We start from the raw sequence: 17,942 nt of genomic DNA on the forward strand, positions 1-17,942 counted from the left end.
CCGATGCCCGTCGAAGCCGACACCGACAGCGAGTTCATGCCCGTGGACAGCGAACCGATGCCCGTCGAAGCCGACACTGACAGCGAGCTCACACCCGTGGACAGCGAACTCACCCCCGTGGACAGGCTGCTGAGGCCCGTCGAAGTCGATACCGACAGCGAGCTCACGCCCGTGGACAGGCTGTTCAGGCCCGTCGAAGTCGAGCTCGACAGCGAGTTCAGACCCGTCGACAGGCTGCTGAGGCCCGTCGAACTCGAGGTCGACAGCGAGTTCAGACCCGTCGACAGGCTGCTCACGCCCGTCGAACTCGAGACCGACAGACTGCTCAGCGCACTGTTCGTCGTGCTCAGACCCGTCGAGAGCGAATTGACGCTCGTCGAAACCGTGGTCGACATTGAAACGATCGTCGCAGCGCCGGAAGTCGAGAAGGCAGTCGACAGAGACGTGATCCCCGTGGAAGACGACGCGGACAGCGAAGTCAGCTGACCGAAGTTCACTGCATCCAGAGCGCTCGTGCCGTCTGCAACGTTGGTGAGCTTGACCGCGGAGCCGCCCTTGTTCAGCGTGACTTGCGAGTGGCTCGCATCGTCGTACATGACTGCATTGGACAGCGTGCTCGAAAGGCTCGTAACGTTGCTGTTGGTCGTGCTCAGGCCGGTCGACAAACCGCCCACCGCGCTGTTCGTGCCGCTAAGAGCCGTGGAAAGCGAATTCACACCCGTCGACAGACTACCCACACCGACGGACAGACTGTTGACTCCCGTGGACAGGCTGCCGATACCGGTGGAAACCGACGCAGACAGCGAATTCACACTCGTGGAGAGCGAGCTCACGCCCGTGGACAGGCTGCTGACGCCCGTCGACAGACTGTTCACGCCCGTCGACACGCTGCTGATGCCGGTTGAAGCCGACGCCGACAGCGAATTGATACCCGTCGACAGACTGTTCATGCCCGTGGACAGACTGCTGATGCCCGTCGAGGTCGACACCGACAAGCTGTTCAGACCCGTCGACAGCGAGCTCACACCCGTGGACAGACTGCTGATGCCCGTCGAGGTCGACACCGACAGCGAGCTCACGCCCGTGGACAGCGAACTGAGACCCGTGGAAGTCGACACCGACAGCGAGTTGATGCCCGTCGACGCCGAGGTCGACAGCGAGTTCACGCCTGTGGACAGGCTGCTGATGCCCGTTGAGGTCGAGACCGACAGCGAGTTCAGGCCGGTCGACAGCGAGCTCACGCCCGTGGACAACGAGTTCACACCTGTGGACAGGCTGCTGAGGCCCGTCGAAGTCGACGTCGACAGCGAGTTCACACCGGTCGACAACGAGTTGATGCCCGTCGAAGCCGAGGCCGACAGCGAGTTCATACCGGTCGACAGCGAGTTGATGCCTGTCGAAGCCGAGGCAGACAGCGAATTCACGCCCGTGGACAGGCTGCTGATGCCCGTCGAAGTCGAGGTCGACAAGCTGTTCAGACCCGTCGACAGCGAACTAACGCCCGTCGAGGTCGAAACCGACAAGCTGCTCAGCCCCGTCGACAGACTGTTGACGCCCGTGGACAGGCTGCTGAGGCCCGTCGAGGTCGACACCGACAGCGAACTCACGCCCGTGGACAGGCTGCTGAGGCCCGTCGAGGTCGATACGGACAGCGAATTCACACCCGTCGAAAGGCTGTTGATGCCCGTGGAGGCCGACGTGGACAGCGAATTGATGCCGGTGGACAGGCTGCCAATGCCCGTCGACGTCGAGACAGACAGGCTGTTCAGACCACTGTTGGTCGTGCTAAGGCCCGTCGACAGCGAGTCGACGCTCGTCGAAACCAGGGTCGACAGCGAAGCGATGGTCGCCGCACCCGAAGTCGAGAATGCGGACGACAGAGACGTGATCCCCGTGGAGCTGGACGCGGACAGCGAAGTCAGCTGACCGAAGTTCACTGCATCCAGGGCGCTCGTGCCGTTTGCAACGTTGGTGAGCTTGACCGCCGAGCCACCCTTGTTCAGCGTGACTTGCGAGTGCGTCGAATCGTCGTACATGACCGCATTGGACAGCGTGCTCGACAGGCTCGTGACATTGCTGTTGGTTGTGTTCAACCCGGTCGACAAGCTGTTCACTGCTACGTTGGTCGTGCTCAAACCAGTCGACAAGGACGTCACCGATGTCGACAGCACGCCTACGGTGCTGTTGGTCGTGCTCAAACCGGTCGACATGCTCGTCACAGAGCTATTTACGCCGGACAAGCCGGTCGACAGCGAACCGATGCCCGTCGACGCCGAAGTGGACAATGATCCCAGGCCGGCCGACAACGAACTGACGGTGCTGTTGGTCGTGCTCAAGCCGGTGGAGAGGCTGCTCACCGCGCTGCCAGTCGTGGAGAGACCGGTCGAGAGCGTATCCACGGTCGTGGACAGGCTGCCCACACGGCTATTCGTTGTGGAAAGTCCGGTCGACAGACTGTCGACCCTGCTATTCGTCGTGGACAGGCCTGTCGAGAGGCTCGACACCGTGCTGTTGGTCGTCGAGAGACCCGTCGACAGCGAGCCGATGCCCGTCGATGCGGAGCTCGACAGCGAACCCAGGCCGGTCGAAAGGCTGTTCACCGTGCTGTTGGTCGTCGAGAGGCCCGTCGAGAGGCTCGACACCGCGCTGTTGGTCGTGGACAGGCCCGTCGAGAGACTGCTCACGTTGCTGTTGGTCGTCGAAAGACCCGTCGACAGCGAGTCGACCGTCGTCGAGAGGCTGCTCACCGAGCTGTTGGTCGTGCTCAAGCCCGTCGAGAGGCTGTTCACGTTGCTGTTGGTCGTCGAAAGACCCGTCGACAGCGAGTCGATCCGGCTACCTGCCGTGCTCAGACCCGTCGACAGCGAAGTCGTGGACGTCGACAAGCTGCCGACCGTGCTGTTGGTCGTGCTCAAGCCCGTCGAGAGGCTCGTCACATTGCTGTTGGTAGTCGACAGGCCCGTCGAGAGGCTCGTCACCGCGCTGTTGGTCGTCGACAGACCCGTCGACAGACTGCTCACCGCGCTGTTGGTCGTGCTCAGGCCGGTCGACAACGAACCGATACCCGTCGAAGCCGAAATCGACAGCGAATTCAAGCCCGTCGAAAGGCTGGTCACGTTGCTGTTGGTCGTCGAGAGACCCGTCGACAGGCTGTCGACGCGGCTGGAGGTCGTGCTCATCGTCGTCGACAGGCTGTCGACGCGGCTGTTGGTCGTGCTCAGACCCGTGGAGACGCTGCTCACGGCGCTGTTGGTCGTGGACAGGCCCGTCGAGAGGCTCGACACCGTGCTGTTGGTCGTCGAAAGACCCGTCGACAGCGAACCGATGCCCGTCGATGCGGAGCTCGACAGCGAACCCAGGCCGGTCGAAAGGCTGTTCACCGTGCTGTTGGTCGTCGAGAGGCCCGTCGAGAGGCTCGACACCGCGCTGTTGGTCGTGGACAGGCCCGTCGAGAGGCTGCTCACTGCACTTCCGGTCGTGGAAAGGCCGGTCGAGAGACTACTCACGTTGCTATTGGTGGTAGACAAGCCAGTGGACAGGCTACTCACGTTGCTGTAGGTCGTGGACAGCCCGGTCGAGAGGCTGCTAACCGAACTGTTTGTCGTGCTCAGCCCCGTGGAAAGGCTATCCACGCGGCTATTCGTCGTGCTGAGGCCGGTCGAGATGCTGCTCACCGCGCCATTCGTCGTGCTCAACCCCGTGGAGAGGCTGCTGACCGCGCTGCTAGTCGTTGACAGGCCGGTCGAAAGGCTGCTGACCGCGCTATTCGTGGTACTCAGACCGGTCGACAAGCTATTGACGGAACTATTCGTCGTGCTGAGCCCCGTGGACAGACTGCTTACGGTGCTGTTGGTCGTACTTATGCCGCTCGAAAGACTGGCAACGGAACTGTTCGTCGTGCTCAGGCCCGTGGATAGACTGCCTACGTTACTAGTGGCCGTGCTGAGTCCTGTTGAAAGGCTGCTTACAACGGAATTACTCGTGCTGAGACCCGTGGACAGGGAAGCAATACCCGTCGAGGCCGAAACAGACAAGGAACTCACGCCCGTCGACAAACTGCTCACACGGCTATTGATCGTGCTGACACTGTTCGAAAGCGAGTTCACGCTCGTCGACAGCGACGAAACGCCGGTGGACATCGAGCTTACACTGCTCGACGTACTTCCCGATACGGAAGTCCAAGCGGTCGATAGAGAACCGAGCCCGGTAGACAAGCTGGCGGATGCCGAAACCCATGACGAGGACACCGAACTGACGCCAGTAGACAGACTCGCCGAAGCACTTGTCCACCCGGTCGACAACGAACTCACGGCGGTCGACATTGAGCTGAGACCGGTTGACGTCGATTGCGACAATGAGCTAATGGCCGTCGAAGCGGACGTCGACACGCTCCAAACCTGCCCCGTAGTCGCAGCCTCGGCCCCCCCCGAAACAACCGGCGAAGCCAAAACGTTCGTAATGGCGTGGTTCGTCATATCAACCGTTTGTGTCATCCTAATCAAACTGGTCGCACCGATCTCTACGGACCCTGATCCAATCGCGATGTAATCAGTAGTACCCTTCGTAGACCCAGCCCCGTCATTCAACACGACGCCCTGGCCATTGACGAAGTTCGTGCAGGTCACATCGCCATTTGGCATCGTTCCTTGACTGGCGGTATTAAAGTAGTACCCGCCGTTGGACGAATTACATGTTGCAACGACCTGAGCCGAAACAGCAGAAGCGCCAAAAAGCAACGCCGCGGCAAGCCCTGCTCCCGTCATAACTCGGCCCGAATACGCCGAAGCGGACTCATCAACGACCACTGAGCCCTTCACTTCTCCGGAACTCTTTTTCCCGTGCGCCATTGCGGTTTCCGCAACTGCTACGAACGTCCCAACCTTCTCATTCCAAATACTGCGGTATGACTTATTCATAAACCGAATTGACCCACTGAAAACGAGCGTCTTTCACAAACAAAAAAGGAAACACCTTAACCACTGAGCAGAATATTCACGAACGCACGCGCGATGAAGCGGACATGTCTTAAAAGTCCAAGAACGGCACGTCGAGAAAGCCCTGCTCTCGATGATTTTTCGGAAAATACTCAAACACATGCGATGAACGTTGCATCGCGCTCACCGCACAAAAATATCTAAAAATGGGAAAACTCCCAATCCGAGGATCGGCGAGCACACATCAGGGATTGAAGCGGCAATCACAAAATTCCGAAGGACCTATGGGCCCTTCGGAATGTTGTTACTCAGCAAGATATCGAAGTTTGAATCAACGAGCCGGGCGGCTCACGACCGAATCCAAAAGCTGGGAATACGCCGCAGTCATGCTCTCATCACCGGGGATGAAGCGCCCTATCGCTGCTCGCTGCTTATCTCGATAATGTGCGTAGTCGCGATCGTGACTGTCGATGGCGTCGATTAGCCGCCGAGCGCCTTGCGCCACGTCATTCGCCTGATAGTAATACCCGAGGTCCGTACAGAGCGTCGCATTATGCACGAGCGGATAACCCTGCCAGCAAACTTCCAGGTAAAAATAGTTCAACGGATTTTCCCACTGGTGGGAAACAACGATATCCGTCTCCTGTGCAAGGAAAACCGGCGTCTCGTGCCGTCCTAGGAAAATTGACTTGTGCTGATATCGAGCTGATTCATCAGGGAGATGAATTCTTTGCAGTTGATTGCCAGATGCTCGGCATTCGTCACCTGCAACCTCGCAATCACCTCCGGCCGCTCGCGGAAGGCCAATTCCGCGATCATCGCCGGATACAGACAGAATTTCACAACATTGATATTCGGCTCCATCACGCTGAGCCGCTTCGGACCGTCGTGCGGCTGATACTCGCCGGCGTTCGGCAGATGCGCCGTGCGCGTGTTGAGGAAAACCGGGCTCCAGATGAACGGCACGACCTGCGCAGTTCGTCGACGCAGCACTTCGAAATACGCCTGGCTGATATTCGCGACCTGCGGAATCATCCAGATATCGTCATAGCGCTGATTCACGAAGAGGTGCTCGCCGAAACTCGGCTTGTTGAACAACACCGATTCCATCGCGTGAACGTACTCGAAGCCACAGCAATACGAGATGAGCCGCCCGCCGCGCCGCTTCAGATATTCCGTCGCCGCAGGATCGATCTGCCCGCCGAGTTCGATCAGCACGTCGACGTTGTCTTTAGCGTCTGCGAAGCTGACCGTGGGCCAGCGTTTCAGATCCCACGGGAGTTGATCGGTGATCGGGACGTTCGTCGTATTGACGAGCACCGCGCTCTCCACGTTCGGGCAATGACGCAACGCTTCGGCGAGGAACACCGCGTTCTGCTTGATGCCATTGTTCCAGAGTGTTTCGGCCGGATGATGCAGGCCAATGGTAATACCAATACGAAGTTTCTTCATTGCGCGCTACTCCATGCGTCGACGCAAAATTGCTGAATGCGGTGCTTACGCTCTCGCGTATAACGATTCGATGGCCTCGGTATAGATCCGAACGTTCGCTTCGCTTTCCGGATCGAGCGTATGGAGAAACGCGCTGGCCGTCGCTTTGTAGTTGTCGAGATTCTCGTCGTGCTCCGCGAACGCGCGGCGCAGCGCGTGGCCGCCTTCCTCGCAGTCGAAATCGTGATACCGATAGCCGCAGCCGCCGATCAGATGCGAGTTATGGATCAACGGATAGCCGCCGTACAGCGCTTCGTAATACACGTAGTTTTGCGCGTTTTCCCAGTGATGGCTGACGACCGCGTCCACCGAACGCGGCACGATCTGCGCGAAGGGAAACCGCCCTTCGAAGAAGGCGAGGCCGTGCTTGACGAGATTCAGACTCTGCGCGAAGCCGACGAACGCCGAGTGCTCTTTCAGCTTCAGCGTGTTGTAGGCATACACGCGCTCGATCATGTCCGCATTTTCGCGATGCGCCATTTCGCACGCGAGCAAGGGGATGTAGCTCGTCTTCACCATGCAGACATTCGGCTCGAAGATGCCGATGCGCCAGCGCTGCCGCCTCGGCTGGTAACCGAATTTGAATTCCGGCGGCAGCTTCGCTGCTTCTCGATCGAGCACCAACGGGCTCCAGAGATGCGGCATGAGTTTCACCGGGGCACGGAACAAGGTCTCGAAATACGGCGCACAACTGTCCTCGTATTCGGGCAGCGTCCAGACTTCGTCGTAAGGCGCGCCTGAGATCAGCAACGCGTGCTGCAGGTTGAACACCATTCGCTCGATGTCGATCACGTAGTCGTTGCCCACCCGCATCGTGACGATCTTGCCGCCGCGCTCGCGAAATTTCACCGACCACTCGCGGTTGAGCTGGGCGCTCATCTCGATCATGAGATCGAGCTTCGTCGAGGCCGTTTCCATGTCGATGAGCGGCACCGGCGAATCGGCGAGAAAGCGTTTGGCATCCTCAGGGCCACCATCGCCGCCGCCCATCACGAGATACGTGGCTTTGACACGCGGCGAGCGCATCAACAGCATGACGAGATACAGGCAGTTTTGAAAAATGCCGTTCTCCCAAAGTGATTGCTCGCCCTTGCGGATATATATGGATACGCCGACATTCAGCCGGTCCGGCATACCTTTTTTCGTAACCTTGTTCATACGCCCAGCTTCGCCTCGCTATGGCCATACAAATGGAGCACGCGATCCGCAAACGCATCCAGGTTGGCCTGATTGAAGGGATTGACTGCATCGATCACGCGTTGCGCACGCATGCGATAGTCGTTTAGCGAATCGTCGTGCTCGCGTGCGGCAAGCAGCAACTGCCGTCCGCCTTCCTGGGCATCGAAGCCCGGGTAGTAGTAGCCGGCGTCGCGCAGCCACGGCGAGTTGTGAATCAGCGGATAACCGCCGTACAGCGCATCCAGATACAGATAGTTCTGGTCGTTGCCCCACTGATGCGACACCACCGCGTCGGCGTACTGCGCCATGAAGCCGGCGATGTCATTGCGTCCGTGAAATGTCGACTTGCCGTCCTTCACGATATCGAGCGAGTTAGCCATGTGAAGAAGCGTCGGATGTTCCTTCATGTGCATCGTGTTGAGCGCATGCATTGCGGCAACGCTCGAGCGGTCGGCGCGGTACGCTTCCTCGCAGATCAGCATCGGAATGCTGGAGGTTTTCACCACGGAGATGTTCGGCTCGAACATCGCGACACGGAAGCCTTGCGCCTTGACCGGCGGCTGCAACGAAGAATCCTTGCGCGGCACATAGCCGTATTGCAGTCCGTGCTCGACGACCTCGGCAATGCGCCGTTCGAGGAACTGCGGATGCCAGATGTACGGAATAAGGTGGACGTCGCACCGATGCAGCGCGCGCATCATCGGGATAGACAGACGATCTTTCGGCATCAGCCAGACTTCGTCGTACCGATCGGGGCGCATGCTGTGCGTCGGCTTGTCGAACACCGGCGCTTCGACCAGACCGACATACGGCTGCCCGCAGCAGAAATACACGACCTTCTTGCCACGCGCGCGCATGAGATCGAGCCATTGCGTATCGAGCGCGCCGCCCATTTCGAAAATGAGATCGACTGCATCCGTCGCTTCGGGTATGCGCACGATGCGCAGGCCCTTGGAATCGGTATCGACCTGCGGCGGCATTGCGTTTTGATTACCAACATCAATCAGACAAATTGAGTCAATGAATGGCAGCTTTTGTAACGCTTCAGCGAAAAAGATCACATTCTGGCCCAAACCGTTCTGCCAGATGTTCTGCCCTTCATGAGTTACGACTGAAATTCCGACTCGGATTTTCATTGGATCGGCATCCACCAATTCGACATATGTCTTTTAAAAGGAGACTTCCATATTCGCTCGATGTGGACCGGCGCGTACGCTGAGGCGGCGGCCTGTTGCACGAAAGCCCTGACATGCAACGGAGCGGGAGCGAAGGAGCAATCGGAAACCGTCTCGGATTTCCTCGGAACTCTTCGTCTGAATCAATATAACGAAGAATCTCGAAAATGCACAGCAAACCAAGGATTAATGAGACTCGTCCTATCTAAGTCTCATAATCGAACAACTGCTTTCGGAATTATCGTTTCAACCAGGGAGACATACTATTTCGCGGATTGCGTCAATCGCATAACGGGCAGTGCGTCTCCCAAACGGTTTATTGCGAGGTCGCCAGGGATGCAAGTGCGGAAAACGGACGGAGGCTGTCCGCCATGCGCGAAAATAGCTGATGGAAGTGGGGCGGAATGCAGCGTGTGGAGCGAGCGCGCGGATCGCGCTCGGCGAAGCAATGTGAGAAAGCGCACAGCAGCTGAAAGAACCACTGCGCGCGGACTGCAGTTTTAACGGTGTGGGGCCAACTCGTTCGCGGCGCGTGCGAGTCGCGTCACTTCTTCCCAATTCTGTGCCGCCAGCGCCGCCTTCGGCGTCAGCCACGAGCCGCCGACACATACCACGTTCGGCAGCGCGAGGAAGCTCGACGCGGTTTCGGCGGTGATGCCGCCCGTCGGACAGAATTTCAGATTCGGGAACGGCCCGTGGAACGCCTGCAGCATCGGAATGCCGCCCGCCTGCTGCGCCGGGAAGAACTTGACGATCTCGTAGCCGAGTTCCATCGCGGTGATGATGTCGCTCGGCGTCATGACTCCCGGAAGGAGCGGCAAGCCCGCGTCTTGCGCGGCCTTGTGCATGTCCTTCGTCAGGCCTGGCGACACGCCAAACTGCGCACCCGCCTTCTTCGCCTGCTCGCAGTGCTCGGGTCTCGTGATCGTGCCCACACCGACCACGATGTCATCTGCCAACTGGCTCGCGCGCTCGATCGCCGCAATGCCCGCGGGCGTGCGCAACGTGATCTCCAGCACCTTTACACCGCCTGCATGCAGCGCGCGCGACACGTGTTCGCCTTGCTCGACCGAATCGAAGGCCAAGACGGGAATGACCGGTCCCAGACGCACGATTTCGCTTACCGTTTTCATTTGATGCGACTCCTGGTTTCTGTGCGGCGCCTTACGGTCTGTCCGCGGGTTTTCTCGGGTCCGAAAGCCGGCGCCTTCAACGATGCGAAGCGTGCGCCTTGTTCAGAGCGGAAGCGGCGGCGCGTGCGTTCTCACGGAGCGGGTTCGCGTCGTGCGCAGCGGGTGCGCGCCTGCCCTGTCCGTCGTGTGCCGCGGCTGCCGCACCGATCAGCGCACCGAACACGGACGCGCCCTCCTCGGCCGGCAGCGCTGCGCTGCGGAATACGCCGAACAGTTCGCGTCCAAAGCCAACTTCGTTCTCCGCCTGATTCAGCGGCGCTTCCACCTGGCGGGTATGCCACGTTTGCGCGTCGATCTCGACATCGAGAACGCCAGCGGGTGCGTCGATCACGATCATGTCCCCCGTGCGGACCATGCCGAGCGGACCTTGCAGCAACGCTTCCGGCGACACGTGAATCACTGCAGGAACCTTGCCCGATGCGCCCGACATGCGGCCGTCCGTGACCAGCGCGACATGAAAGCCCTGATCCTGCAATACGCCGAGCAGCGGCGTCAACCGATGCAATTCCGGCATCCCATTCGCCCGCGCGCCCTGGAACCGTACGACCGCGACGAAGTCGCGCTTCAGCTCGCCATTGTCGAACGCTTCCTGCACTTCTTCCTGCGAATTGAAGACGATGGCCGGCGCCTTCACCACGCGATGCTCTGGCGCCACAGCCGAAATCTTGATGACGCCGCGGCCAAGCTTGCCCTGCATCAGACGCAGGCCGCCGTCCGGCTGGAACGGCTCGCCGATGCTGCGTAGCACCTTCGTGTCGTGGCTTTCTTGCGCGCCGTCGACCCATTGCAGCTTGCCGTCGATGAGCTTCGGTTCCTTGGTGTAATGCGACAGGCCCTTGCCGGCGACCGTCTGGACATCTTCGTGCAGAAATCCGCCATCGAGAAGATTGCGCACGAGGAAAGCGACACCGCCCGCCGCGTGGAAATGATTTACGTCGGCCTTGCCGTTCGGATAGATTTTGGCGAGCAGCGGCACGACTTGCGAGAGTTCATCGAAGTCGTTCCAGTCGATGATGATTCCCGCCGCCCGGGCAATCGCCACGAGGTGCAGCGTGTGATTCGTGGAACCGCCCGTCGCGAGGAGCGCCACGATGCCGTTCACGATCGCCTTCTCATCGATGACATGGCCGATCGGCGTGTAGTTGCCACGCTCGAGCGTGAGATCCAGCACCCGGCGCGCAGCTTCCGCGGTGAGCGCGTCGCGCAACGGCGTATGCGGATGTACGAACGCCGCGCTCGGCAGATGCATGCCCATGACTTCCATGAGCATCTGATTGCTGTTGGCCGTGCCGTAGAACGTGCAGGTGCCATGACCGTGATATGCCGCCGCTTCGGCTTCGAGCAGCACGCCGCGATCGCATTTTCCGGTCGCGAATTCCTGGCGGACCTTGGCCTTGTCGTCGTTCGTGAGGCCGCTCGTCATCGGGCCGGCCGGCACGAAGATGGTCGGTAGATGGCCGAACTGCAGCGCGCCGATCATGAGGCCCGGCACGATCTTGTCGCAGACACCGAGGCACAGCGCCGCGTCGAACATGTTGTGCGTGAGCGCGACGGCCGTGCTCATCGCGATCACTTCGCGCGAGAAGAGCGACAACTCCATGCCTGCGTTGCCTTGCGTAACACCGTCGCACATCGCCGGCACGCCGCCCGCGAATTGCGCGATGCCGCCGTGCTCGCGCGCGGCATGTTTGATGATGTCCGGAAAGCTCTTGTAGGGCGCGTGCGCCGAAAGCATTTCGTTATATGACGACACGATGCCGATGTTCGGTTCGCGCACCGCCTTGATTGCGATCTTTTCCTGGCCTTCGAGCCCCGCGAAACCGTGCGCGAGGTTTGCGCAGGACAATGCGCCGCGAGCGGGAAACAGGCCATGCGCGGCGTCGATGCGCGCAAGATAGGCAGCGCGCGTCGGCTTGCTGCGCTCGATCACGCGATCGGTAACTTTTTTGAGTTGGGGATGCGGGGAAACCATCGAAGCTCCTTCGTCTCACTCCCGGCACGCTCGCCGTCGAGGTATGGGGTTGGACTTCACTGTAAATGACGGCCTGTCGTTGGATGAGTTCTGCCGCCGTATGGCGATATTAGTAGAAAAACTACATGAACACAATGCGTCGATTGGTCGGAACCGTTAAGCACTATATGAATAAAGATCAACGAGATGAAGCATCAGGGAAAACGCTAAGACGCATTCCAGCAAAATATGTAGTATTTGTACATCAACGACGCGTCAGATATAGTCCGAACAGTTTCCAGAATAGGCGAGAATTCCGATGTTGCTGTCCCAAGTCGAAGCGATGCGCGAGCAACTGCGTCCATCCGAGCGTAAACTGGCTAACTATGTGCTTGAAGCGCCCCGCGAAGTGCTTGACCTCTCGATGACCGATTTCGCGATGCGCGCGGGCGTCAGTCAGCCGACCATCGCGCGCTTTTGCCGGGCGCTCGGCTTTTCGGGGTTCCGCGAGTTCAAGATCCGCCTCGCGCAGGGCGTTGCAGGAGATGTGCCCACGGTTTATCGCGACGTACGAAGCGACGAACCGCCGGCCGGCGTCGCCGCGAAAGTGCTGGACCGAACCATAGGCGCGCTCATTCAGGTGCGCAACAGCCTTTCGTCGGACAGCGTCGCCGCGGCAATCGCAAAACTCAGCGAAGCGCGGCGCATCGAATTCTATGGCGCGGGCGGCTCGGGAATCGCCGCGCTCGACATGCAGCACAAGTTTTTCAAGCTCGGCGTGCCATCTGTAGCGTACGCGGATCCGCACACCTACACGACCTCGGCCGCGCTGCTCGGTCCAGGCGACGTCGTCGTTGCTATTTCGAATACCGGCCGCACGAAGGACATTCTCGACGCGTGCAAATCTGCGCTGAACGGCGGCGCGAAAGTCATCGCGATCACGCACGGCAACTCGCCGCTCGCGCGCATGGCGAGCGTGGGCCTGTTCGCGAACATGGATGAAGATACGGATATTTTTTCGCCAATGACGTCGCGCGTCTCGCATCTCGCGATCGGCGACGTTCTGGCTGTAGGATTGGCGCTTGCGCGCGGGCCGGCGCTGGCGGAAAAACTCGCCGAGGCAAAAGACGTGTTGGAAAGGCGGCGGGTCGCAATGTGACAGGCCTGCGTCCCTCGAAGCGCCTTCACAAACGCGAATGCTGCGTTGGTTGATACCATAGGGCACGGTCCTTTCCCGACCGGTTCCTTAGCATGACGAGATATGCCCAGCTTCTCCCTGGATCGTTTCGAATCCTGCATCGACGTCGGCGCACACGACGAAGCCATCAGGATGCTACACGTTCTAGACGCTCTGTTGAGACGCTGGCCTTATTCGGATCTCGGCTCGCTCATGTCTCCCGCTCCTCCACTGGCGGCACTGCCCGCGCACAGGCAACGCGAGGCCTTCGTCGACAGGGCCTCCGCAGCTTTGGCAACCTGGCTTTCCGATCCCCGCCTGGAGCTGACCGCCGCCCGCATGCAGCAACTGCTGGCGCTTCGCCCGCTCATCTGGCGCGTTTTTGCTGCAACGCCTTCGGGCAACGCCGATCATGTGACGAGCAAGTTTCTTCCTCCGGCGTCCGACCAAGAACGTGCTGCCTTGCCACGCAGTGACGCCGCGAAACGCCTCTGCCTGCTCTTCAATTCCGAATCGCGGCTGACGCTCGATATACGCGCGCTGTGGGAACTGGACCGCCACGCGGCGGTGAGTCTTTGCATCGGTATTACGGGCGAATTGTTTCCGGGCAGCGCTTTGGCGCATGCGAGACGTGAGAATTGGCTGGAATGGCTCGCCGTGCATATCGATGAAATCGACGATCCGAGTCATGTGGAGGCGAGCGCGCTGTGGGCGCTGTACATGCACTGCACCTATGCCCGCGGGGCGCAGCGTCATGCGGTCAAGCGCGGCATCAATACACTGGTTCGTGCCGAGCTCGAACAGTTTGGAATTACGGACATCAGCCCGGCAGACGGCGAGCGCCACTCCGCGAGAACGCGGCCCCTCATGCTTGTGATACCGGAACGCCTCGTCAAAGGGCATTCGATCGCTCGCACGCATTCACGAACGTTATCGGCTGCGCGCCAGCACTTCGAAGTGGTCGCCCTCTGCATGCCCGGTTCCATCGATGAAGAAGGACAGAGCATCTTCGATCGCACCTACGACCTGCCCTCGCCCATCGATATCGCTTCCTGCGTCCGACACATTCGCGAATTCGCGCAGCAGGAACGTCCTGATGTGCTGTACATGCCGAGCGTAGGCATGGCTCCGCTGACGATCTTCCTCTCGAACCTTCGCCTGGCGCCGCTCCAGATTGCCGGACTCGGTCATCCCGCGACGACCCACGCCAGCCGGATCGATTACGTCAGCGTCGAGGACGACTTCGTCGGCGATCCTTCCTGCTTCAGCGAAAAGCTCTTGCGCCTTCCGAAGGATGGGCAGCCGTATCAGCCATCGGCGCTGCTGGAAACGATCACGCCACGCATTCCCGATGCGCGGCCGCGCGCGCATATCGCTGTGGCCGCCAGCATGATGAAGCTGCATCCCAGCTTCCTCGAGGCCTGCAGACGCATTGTTGAACGGAGCGAATCAATCGTGCATCTGCATTTCCTGACGAGCGGCAGCACGGTTCTTACGCTCATGCATCTGAGCCGAATCCTGGCTCGGACGCTGACGTCCGGAAGCTATACGATCCACGGCTTCGAGCCTTATGCCCAATACGTGAATAGCCTGAATCAGATGGACATGTTCCTGAGTCCGTTTCCGTTCGGCAATACCAACGGAATCGTCGATGCGTTCACAGTCGGACTGCCCGGCATTTGCAAGACCGGACAGGAAGTATTCGAGCGTATCGACGGCGCCTTGTTCGCGCGGGCGTGGATGCCGGGATGGATGGTCGCGGACACCGAGGAAGAATATGTCGAAGCGGCCGTCCGGCTCGCAACGAATCGGAGGGAACGCGAATCGCTACGCGCGAGCATGATCGAACGGAACGTGGTTCAGCGTCTCTTCGAAGGTCGTCCGGAAGTCTTCGGGGAAATGGTGCTGGACCTATTGAACCGCCAAGCGCCGGTGGAACCGCCGCCGCTCAGAACGGCTTGATCACCACGAGCAATGTCGCGCCGAGCAACCCGAGCACCGGCAGCTCATTGAACATCCGATACCACTTGTGCGAGCGCAGGTTTGCGCCACGCTGAAACGTGTGCAGCAAGCGCCCGCAATAGGCGTGATAGACGATGAGGAGCGCGACGATGGCCAGCTTCGCATGCAGCCAGCCCTGCCCGGCGCCGATGCCCACGACGAGCCACAGCCACAGCCCGCACGCGAGCGCGGGCACGGCGATGAACGTCATGAAGCGAAACAGCTTGCGCGCCATCAACAGCAGGCGCGCGGTGGCCGCAGGGTCCGTCTCCATCGCGAGGTTCACGAAAATGCGCGGCAGATAGAAAAGCCCCGCGAACCACGAAGCCACCAGCACGATATGCAGCGATTTGATCCAGAGCATCGTTCTTCTTGTTCGATTCCGCTTATCGACGCACTTCGCCGCGGCCGAGCACCACGTACTTGAGCGACGTCAGTCCTTCCAGCCCGACCGGGCCACGCGCGTGCAGCTTGTCGTTCGAGATGCCGATTTCCGCGCCGAGACCGAACTCGAAACCGTCAGCGAAGCGCGTCGACGCGTTGACCATCACGCTCGCGGAATCCACTTCGCGCAGGAAGCGCATCGCGCGGTCGTGGTCTTCGGTCACGATCGCGTCGGTGTGATGCGAGCCGTACGCGTTGATATGCTCGACGGCTGCATCGAGTCCTTCGACGATCTTGACCGCCAAAACCGGTGCGAGATATTCCGTGCTCCAGTCTTCTTCAGTCGCGTCCACCAGCGAGCCGATCTGCGCCGCCTCGAGCACTGCGCGTGCTTCGGCGTCCACGCGCAGTTCCACGTCTTTTTCCTGATAAGCGCGCGCGAGCATCGGCAATACATCTTTCGCAATGCCCCGCGCGACGAGCAGCGTTTCCATCGTGTTGCAGGTGCCGTAACGATGCGTCTTCGCGTTGTCGCAAATGACCGCGGCCTTCGCCAGATCCGCGCGATCGTCGACGTAGACGTGACAGATGCCGTCGAGGTGCTTGATCATCGGCACCCGCGATTCTTCCATCAGCCGCGCGATCAGGCTCTTGCCGCCGCGCGGCACGATCACATCGACGAATTCGGTCATCGTGATGAGCTTGCCGACGGCCGCGCGATCCGCCGTCTCCACGACCTGCACCGCGTCCTGCGGCAGCCCCGCAGCTTCGAGCCCGACGCCGATCAGCTTCGCGAGCGCCGTGTTGCATTCGAGCGCCTCGGAACCGCCGCGCAGAATCGTGGCGTTGCCGGACTTGAGGCACAGCGCGGCGGCGTCGATGGTCACGTTCGGACGCGATTCGTAGATGATGCCGATCACGCCGAGCGGCACGCGCATCTGCCCGACCTGGATGCCGCTCGGACGGAACTTGAGCCCGCTGATTTCGCCGATCGGATCGGCCAGCGCGGCGACCTGGCGCAAGCCTTCGACCATCGTGTCGAGCGCTTTGTCGGAGAGCGTCAGGCGGTCGATGAACGCCGCGTCGTTACCTTTCTCGCGGGCGCCGGCGAGGTCGCGCGCGTTCGCCTGCTTGAGCGCCTCACGCTCGCGCTCGATGGCGTCCGCCACCGCATGCAGCGCGGCGTTTTTCGCCGCCGTCGACGCCCGTGCCATCGCGCGCGACGCCGTGCGAGCGCGGCGGCCGAGGTCGGTCATGTATTGATCGATGTTCATCGTCAGTCTCTTTCGTTGCCGAAGCTCCCGAGATTCGCGAGCGCGCAAAAAATCATTCTAAGCCGTTGCACGAATTGCAACAGCCCGTGACAAAAGCGTTCTAGCGACGCGGTCGCGGCGCTGGCGTGCCACCGCCCGCAACGGCCATCGCCAGCTCGAACATGCCGGCCCACGGATCCGGAGGCGGCTCGCTGCCGCGCTTGCCCGTGCTGCCGGACAAGCCTTTGACCTGCCGATCCAGCCGCGCCGCGAGCGACAGCGCCTTTTCGAGCGCTTCATCGGTCACCCGCGAGAGCGCCGGGCCGATGAGCCGCTCGCGCGGCCCCCACACGCGGTTCTCGCGCATCAGCGTGGCGAGCGGCTTGCCCGCCGCAACGCCGCGTTTTATGCGCAACAGCGTGCGCACTTCCTCGACGAGCGCCCACAGCACGAGCACCGCCGCTTCGCCCTCACCCTTCAGGCCATCGAGCATGCGCGCGAGCCGGCCGACATCGCCGGTCAGCATCGCCTCGTTGAGCTTGAACACGTCATAGCGCGCGACATTCAGCACGGCGTCGTGGATCTGCTCGAAGGTGAGTACACCCTCTGGGTACAACAGTCCGAGCTTCTGAATTTCCTGATGCGCGGCGAGCAGATTGCCTTCCACCCGTTCCGCGATAAACGAGAGCGCGCGCCGCCCTTCCTCGCCAGGCGCGACGCGCTGACCTTGCTGCGCGAAGCGCTGGCCGACCCACATCGGCAATTGCGCGCGCTCGATCGGATCGATCTTCAGCGCGACGCCTGTGCCGGTCAGCGCGGTGAACCAGCCCGACTTCTGCGTTGCGCTATCGAGGCGCGGCAGCGTGACGAGCGTCACGACGTCGGGGTTATCGGCGGCAGCGAGCGTCTTCAGCGCTTCGCCGCCTTCCTTGCCCGGCTTGCCCGTCGGAATGCGCAGCTCGATCAACTGGCGGTCGCCGAACAGCGACATGGACTGCGTCGCGCCGATGAGCGCGCTCCAGTCGAACGATCGATCGACGGTGAACACCGCGCGATCAGTGAAGCCGGCTGCACGCGCGGCGCCGCGGATGCGGTCGCACGCCTCCTGCGCGAGCAGATGCTCGTCGCCATAGACGACATATAGCCCTTTCAGGCCTTTCGCGAGGTGCGCTTCGAGCGCGTCGAGCTTCAGTTGCATGATCCC

Annotated in this window: 12 protein-coding genes and 2 pseudogenes; 4 read left to right on the plus strand and 10 right to left on the minus strand. The window is 60.7% G+C overall.

The genetic code is table 11. From position 1 onward, the window contains the following. On the minus strand, window positions 1-2,036 hold a 2,036-nt coding region (locus AWB74_RS48730; protein WP_407642511.1), incomplete at its 3' end, for a beta strand repeat-containing protein. On the opposite strand from AWB74_RS48730, the gene AWB74_RS45925 reads away from it, so the two are divergent. Together AWB74_RS45925 and AWB74_RS45930 are read left to right on the plus strand one after the other, a co-directional pair. Next, window positions 1,996-3,558, plus strand: coding sequence for a hypothetical protein (locus AWB74_RS45925; protein WP_143749384.1), 1,563 nt, complete (start codon window positions 1,996-1,998; stop codon window positions 3,556-3,558). The two genes, AWB74_RS48730 and AWB74_RS45925, sit on opposite strands and share 41 nt — an antisense overlap. A gap of 3 nt (window positions 3,559-3,561) precedes the next feature. Next, window positions 3,562-4,548 carry a hypothetical protein gene (locus AWB74_RS45930; RefSeq protein ID WP_061151386.1) on the plus strand — a complete coding sequence of 329 codons (987 nt, stop codon included), beginning with the start codon at window positions 3,562-3,564 and terminating at the stop codon, window positions 4,546-4,548. Between the two features lie 260 nt (window positions 4,549-4,808). On the opposite strand, the pseudogene AWB74_RS48735 reads toward AWB74_RS45930, so the two are convergent. The 6 genes and pseudogenes from AWB74_RS48735 to edd all read right to left on the minus strand — a co-directional run. Further along, window positions 4,809-4,916, minus strand: a pseudogene (locus AWB74_RS48735) (ESPR domain-containing protein); the annotation flags it as partial. A 349-nt stretch (window positions 4,917-5,265) separates the two neighbouring features. Further along, window positions 5,266-6,386, minus strand: a pseudogene (locus AWB74_RS35980) (DUF2827 domain-containing protein). A gap of 45 nt (window positions 6,387-6,431) precedes the next feature. Continuing rightward, window positions 6,432-7,583, minus strand: a complete 1,152-nt coding sequence (locus AWB74_RS35985; RefSeq protein WP_061151387.1) for a DUF2827 domain-containing protein — start codon at window positions 7,581-7,583, stop codon at window positions 6,432-6,434. Beyond that, a complete protein-coding gene (locus AWB74_RS35990; protein WP_087039381.1) occupies window positions 7,580-8,740 on the minus strand; it encodes a DUF2827 domain-containing protein in 1,161 nt (386 codons plus the stop codon). The genes AWB74_RS35985 and AWB74_RS35990 overlap by 4 nt, the downstream gene beginning before the upstream one ends. A gap of 539 nt (window positions 8,741-9,279) precedes the next feature. After that, complete coding sequence (gene eda / locus AWB74_RS35995; RefSeq protein ID WP_061151388.1) at window positions 9,280-9,912, minus strand: bifunctional 4-hydroxy-2-oxoglutarate aldolase/2-dehydro-3-deoxy-phosphogluconate aldolase; 633 nt, start codon at window positions 9,910-9,912, stop codon at window positions 9,280-9,282. 76 nt (window positions 9,913-9,988) lie between these two features. Continuing rightward, window positions 9,989-11,944 (minus strand): phosphogluconate dehydratase, encoded by a 1,956-nt coding sequence (gene edd / locus AWB74_RS36000; RefSeq protein WP_061151389.1) that lies wholly within the window; start codon window positions 11,942-11,944, stop codon window positions 9,989-9,991. A 298-nt stretch (window positions 11,945-12,242) separates the two neighbouring features. Between edd and AWB74_RS36005 the strand changes: the two genes are divergently transcribed. Beyond that, on the plus strand, window positions 12,243-13,082 hold the full coding sequence (locus AWB74_RS36005; RefSeq protein WP_061151390.1) for a MurR/RpiR family transcriptional regulator: 840 nt from the start codon (window positions 12,243-12,245) through the stop codon (window positions 13,080-13,082). 357 nt (window positions 13,083-13,439) lie between these two features. Then, window positions 13,440-15,062 (plus strand): hypothetical protein, encoded by a 1,623-nt coding sequence (locus AWB74_RS36010; protein WP_143749385.1) that lies wholly within the window; start codon window positions 13,440-13,442, stop codon window positions 15,060-15,062. On the opposite strand, the gene AWB74_RS36015 is transcribed toward AWB74_RS36010, so the two are convergent. The 3 genes from AWB74_RS36015 to holA form a co-directional block, all read right to left on the minus strand. Further along, window positions 15,049-15,465 carry a CopD family protein gene (locus AWB74_RS36015; RefSeq protein ID WP_061151392.1) on the minus strand — a complete coding sequence of 139 codons (417 nt, stop codon included), beginning with the start codon at window positions 15,463-15,465 and terminating at the stop codon, window positions 15,049-15,051. The two genes, AWB74_RS36010 and AWB74_RS36015, sit on opposite strands and share 14 nt — an antisense overlap. A 22-nt stretch (window positions 15,466-15,487) precedes the next feature. After that, on the minus strand, window positions 15,488-16,759 hold the full coding sequence (locus AWB74_RS36020; RefSeq protein ID WP_061151393.1) for a glutamate-5-semialdehyde dehydrogenase: 1,272 nt from the start codon (window positions 16,757-16,759) through the stop codon (window positions 15,488-15,490). A 100-nt stretch (window positions 16,760-16,859) separates the two neighbouring features. Then, on the minus strand, window positions 16,860-17,936 hold the full coding sequence (gene holA / locus AWB74_RS36025; protein WP_061151394.1) for a DNA polymerase III subunit delta: 1,077 nt from the start codon (window positions 17,934-17,936) through the stop codon (window positions 16,860-16,862). Between the last annotated feature and the right edge of the window lie 6 nt (window positions 17,937-17,942).

The organism is Caballeronia arvi, assembly GCF_001544695.2.
Lineage (GTDB): Bacteria > Pseudomonadota > Gammaproteobacteria > Burkholderiales > Burkholderiaceae > Caballeronia > Caballeronia arvi.